3 protein-coding genes are annotated in these 4045 nt (G+C 40.5%); all 3 read left to right on the top strand.

The genetic code is table 11. The annotated features are described in order from the left end of the window. Positions 1–140, top strand: a 140-nt coding sequence (locus tag HN459_07740; protein ID MBT3479336.1) for a CBS domain-containing protein, incomplete at its 5' end; no start/stop codon positions are given. Positions 141–186: 46 nt separating this feature from the next. Further along, a complete protein-coding gene (locus HN459_07735) occupies positions 187–3288 on the top strand; it encodes a glycosyl hydrolase (protein MBT3479335.1) in 3102 nt (1033 codons plus the stop codon). A 150-nt stretch (positions 3289–3438) separates the two neighbouring features. Beyond that, on the top strand, positions 3439–3810 hold the full coding sequence (locus tag HN459_07730) for an endonuclease domain-containing protein (protein MBT3479334.1): 372 nt from the start codon (positions 3439–3441) through the stop codon (positions 3808–3810). Positions 3811–4045: the final 235 nt, after the last annotated feature.

Here is a 4045-nt window from a genome sequence, read left to right as displayed (position 1 = left end):
TGACTGTAAATCCTGAAATGGGAATTGTTAACTTGGCTCAATTTTTTCAAAAAGAACACTATAGAAGGCTTCCAGTAGTTGAGAATGGAAAACTTGTTGGACAGGTTAGTCGAAGGGATGTTTTAAAAGCACTACAATAAAATATTTTAAACACCTAATCTGGTGAATTAAAGAAGAGGTTTAATCATGCGGAAATATATTCATTTTTTACTTATTTATTTGGTCGGTTTATTATCGGCTGAATCACTGGATTCCACATTCAGCGATGCCATGAAATGGCGAAATATCGGTCCCTTCCGCGGTGGCCGATCATTAACTGCGGTGGGTGTTCCATCCCAACCGCTGACCTATTATTTCGGTTCAGTAGGTGGCGGTATTTGGAAAACCACCGACGGAGGTATCATCTGGGATAATGTATCGGATGGTTTTCTCAAGACCGGTTCGGTGGGAGCCTTAGCTGTCTCCGAATCTGATCCGAATGTAATTTATGCCGGGATGGGCGAAGCTTGCATCCGTCCGGTTATGACCTCCCATGGTGATGGCGTTTACAAATCTATGGATGCCGGTGACACATGGAGTCATATTGGATTGGAAAATTCCCGAACAATTTCTCAAGTTATTATACACCCTAAAAATGCAGATCTAGTTTATGTCGCCGTTCAAGGTGACCAATATAAAGATAGCAAGGAAAGAGGGATTTTTCGTTCCAAAGATGGCGGTGAAAATTGGGAAAAAGTTCTTTATGAGAATGAAAATTCCGGGGCCAGTGGTTTGAGTATGGATCAAAATAATCCGAGAATTTTATATGCATCCTTTTGGGATCACCAGCGCAAACCATGGCAAATGCGAAGTGGCGGTGAAGGAAGCGGCATTTACAAATCAATTGATGGTGGTGACACTTGGAATAAACTCACCAAAGGACTTCCAGAAAAAATGGGGAAAACCGATGTGAGTGTTTCTGGAGCAAATCCAAAAGTGGTCTATGTTATTGCGGAAGCTGAAAAAGGAGGATTGTTCCGTTCTAATGATGGTGGCAAAAACTTCAAGCGTGTAAATAGTGATCGCCTTCTCATTGCTCGCAGTTGGTACTACATCCACGTGTTTGCTGATCCCCAAGACGAAAATGTTGTCTATGTACTTAATGCACCTTTCATGAAATCCACCGATGGCGGTAAGTCCTTCAACAAGGTTAGTGTTCCTCACGGTGATAATCATGGACTTTGGATTAATCCCAATAATAATAAAAATATGATTAATGCCAATGATGGCGGCGCCAATATTTCATTCAATGGTGGCAAATCATGGTCAACCCAAAAGAATCAACCTACTGCACAATTTTATCGCGTGATTACTGATAATCGTTTTCCATATTACGTTTATGGTGGCCAGCAAGATAATTCTAGTGTGGCCATTCCTAGTGCCACCAGCGGCCGGGGCATTGACTGGTCCGATTGGTACCGCGCCGCCGGTTGTGAAAGTGCTTACCTGGCTTTTGACCCGGATAATCCTGTGGATGTTTATGGAGGTTGCTATCAGGGACTTATCCAAAAACTGAATGTCATGACCAAAAAAAGCCGCAGCATTATGGCCTATGAATATCTTGGATTAGGTTCGGTGGCCAAAGATCAAAAATTTCGCTTTAACTGGAATGCGCCCATAATCGCTTCACCTCATGATTCTGAAATAATCTACCATGCTGGAAATGTTGTTTTCAGAACACAGGATGGTGGTGATTCCTGGGATATAATCAGTCCTGATTTGACCCGTAATGAAATTGAAAAACAAGATATGGGCAGTATCCCCTTCACCAATGAAGCGGCGGGTGGTGAGGTGTATAATACTATCATGTACTTGGCTGAATCGCCCCATGAGCCCGGCCTCCTCTGGGCAGGCTCCGATGACGGATTGGTTCATATTACAAAAGATGGGGGTGATAATTGGAAAAATGTAACACCCAAAGGCATGGATGAGGGAATCGTCAATGCGATTGATATTTCGCCTCACAATCCGGGAACGGCATACGTGGCATTTACCCGTTATAAATTTGGCGATATTACGCCATACATTTACAAAACCACCAATTACGGCAAAAGCTGGACCTTAAAAATAAAAGGCATAGAAAAGGATGCATTTGTTCGCGTCGTGCGTGAAGACCCCACCAAAGAAAACCTCCTTTACGCAGGGACTGAAACAGGATTATATATTTCCATTAACGGTGGAAAATCCTGGGAGACTTTTCAATTAAACCTACCTATTGTTCCCATTACTGATTTAACTATTCGAAATAATAATCTTATTGCTTCCACCCAAGGTCGGTCATTCTGGATTTTGGATGATCTCACCATGATTCACCAATATAAACCAAACGATATGAAAAAAGATTTTCATCTCTTCACTCCCCGAACAACTTTTCGAACATCCGGCGGCAACGAGGAATCTAAGTTGGTTGGACAAAACCCGCCAACTGGTGTAGTACTCCAATATCATATTGCTCATGAGATTGAAAAAGAAAGCATAGTCAAAATGGAGTTTTTGGATGATAATGAAAATATTATTCGGACAATTACAAATCAAAAGAGTAAATCCGCAAAAACATTTGGAGGCAGTTATAATCCAGTGAAAATTCCAGCCAAAAAAGGCATGAATCGCTTTGTGTGGAATTTTAGGATTGATGACATTAAACTCGTTCCTGACGTTTCTTTCTTCGGTGGATATAGTGGTTATCGTGTGGGGCCGGGTCAATATTCTGTTCGATTAACCATGGGTGAAGAATCCACAACTCAATCATTTAAAATTCAACAAGATCCAAGGATTGACATTCGTAATCGTGACCAAAATGAGCATCAATCACTGATGGCAGACCTTTACTCACAAATCAACGATCTCCATAGTTCTATCGTAAAGGCGCGTAGTATCCGCAGCCAAATTCAAAAAATGAATGAAAGATTAAAAGAAAAAGATGCAGTTCAAGATCTCATTCAATCAGGAGAATCTGCCATTGAAGCAATTGATAATTGGGAAGGTAACGTTGTTCAAACCAAAATGGAAACATTCCAAGATGTTGTCAATTTCTTGAATCGACTAAATGCCCATATGCTGAATTTGCTCAGCACCATTGATGGGTCTGATCCGCCACTCACCCAAGGCCAAAGGCAACGTTATGCAGACCTTAGTGAGGAATGGGAATCCTATAAGAAAAAACTGAATCAGATCATGAATAATGAAATAAGTGAATTCAATCGACTCTATAAAAAAGAGGATCTTCCGGCAGTTATAATCCCGGAATAACCACCACCCCTTAGTCCCCTCCTCTACGAGGAGGGGATTCCACAAAACGATGATTTGCTCCATTATCTCCCATCCTTTCTAAGGAGGGGACTAAGGGGTGGTTTTAATAAAACCATCTTCTGTACATTCTTTTGAATATTAATCTCTGTCATGAAAGATCATTTCATAAACCCCAAAAAGCAAAAGTGGATTCGTAAACTATTAAGAAATCACCCAACTCCCTGGGAACATAAATTATGGCAGCATCTAAAGGGCCGTCAATTAGGTGGTTTCAAGTTCCGTCGACAACAGGGAATAAATGCAAATGTAGTGGATTTTTTCTGTCCAAAACTAAAACTGATTGTCGAATTGGATGGCGCGGGGCATCTAAGTCCTGCAACAAAAAAGAAAGACATAAATCGGGAGGATGAATTGACTGATTTAGGATATCATATAATTCGATTTTATAATAATGAAATTGATGAAAATCTTGATGGCGTTTTAACTATAATTGAAAATGAATGTATTAGATTATCACATTGACCACCACCCCATAATCCCCTCCTCATAGAGGAGGGGATTCCATAAAATGATTATTTATGTCCACTTCTCCCCTCTTTTTTAAGGAGGTGATTAAGGGGTAGTTCCATTATACCCAAAAGTGAATTTTATCATCTGATATTAATCCATTAAGATTTTTGCGTAAAAAATCTTCAACTGATTTCCGCTCTACTTGTGGTATGGTCATCACTCCCCCCTCATTCACATAGTTCTTATA

It is taken from the genome of Candidatus Neomarinimicrobiota bacterium (assembly GCA_018647265.1).
Lineage (GTDB): Bacteria > Fidelibacterota > Marinisomatia > Marinisomatales > TCS55 > TCS55.
Note: the sequence above shows the minus strand (reverse complement) of the source record. Positions and strands in the feature narration are given on the sequence as shown.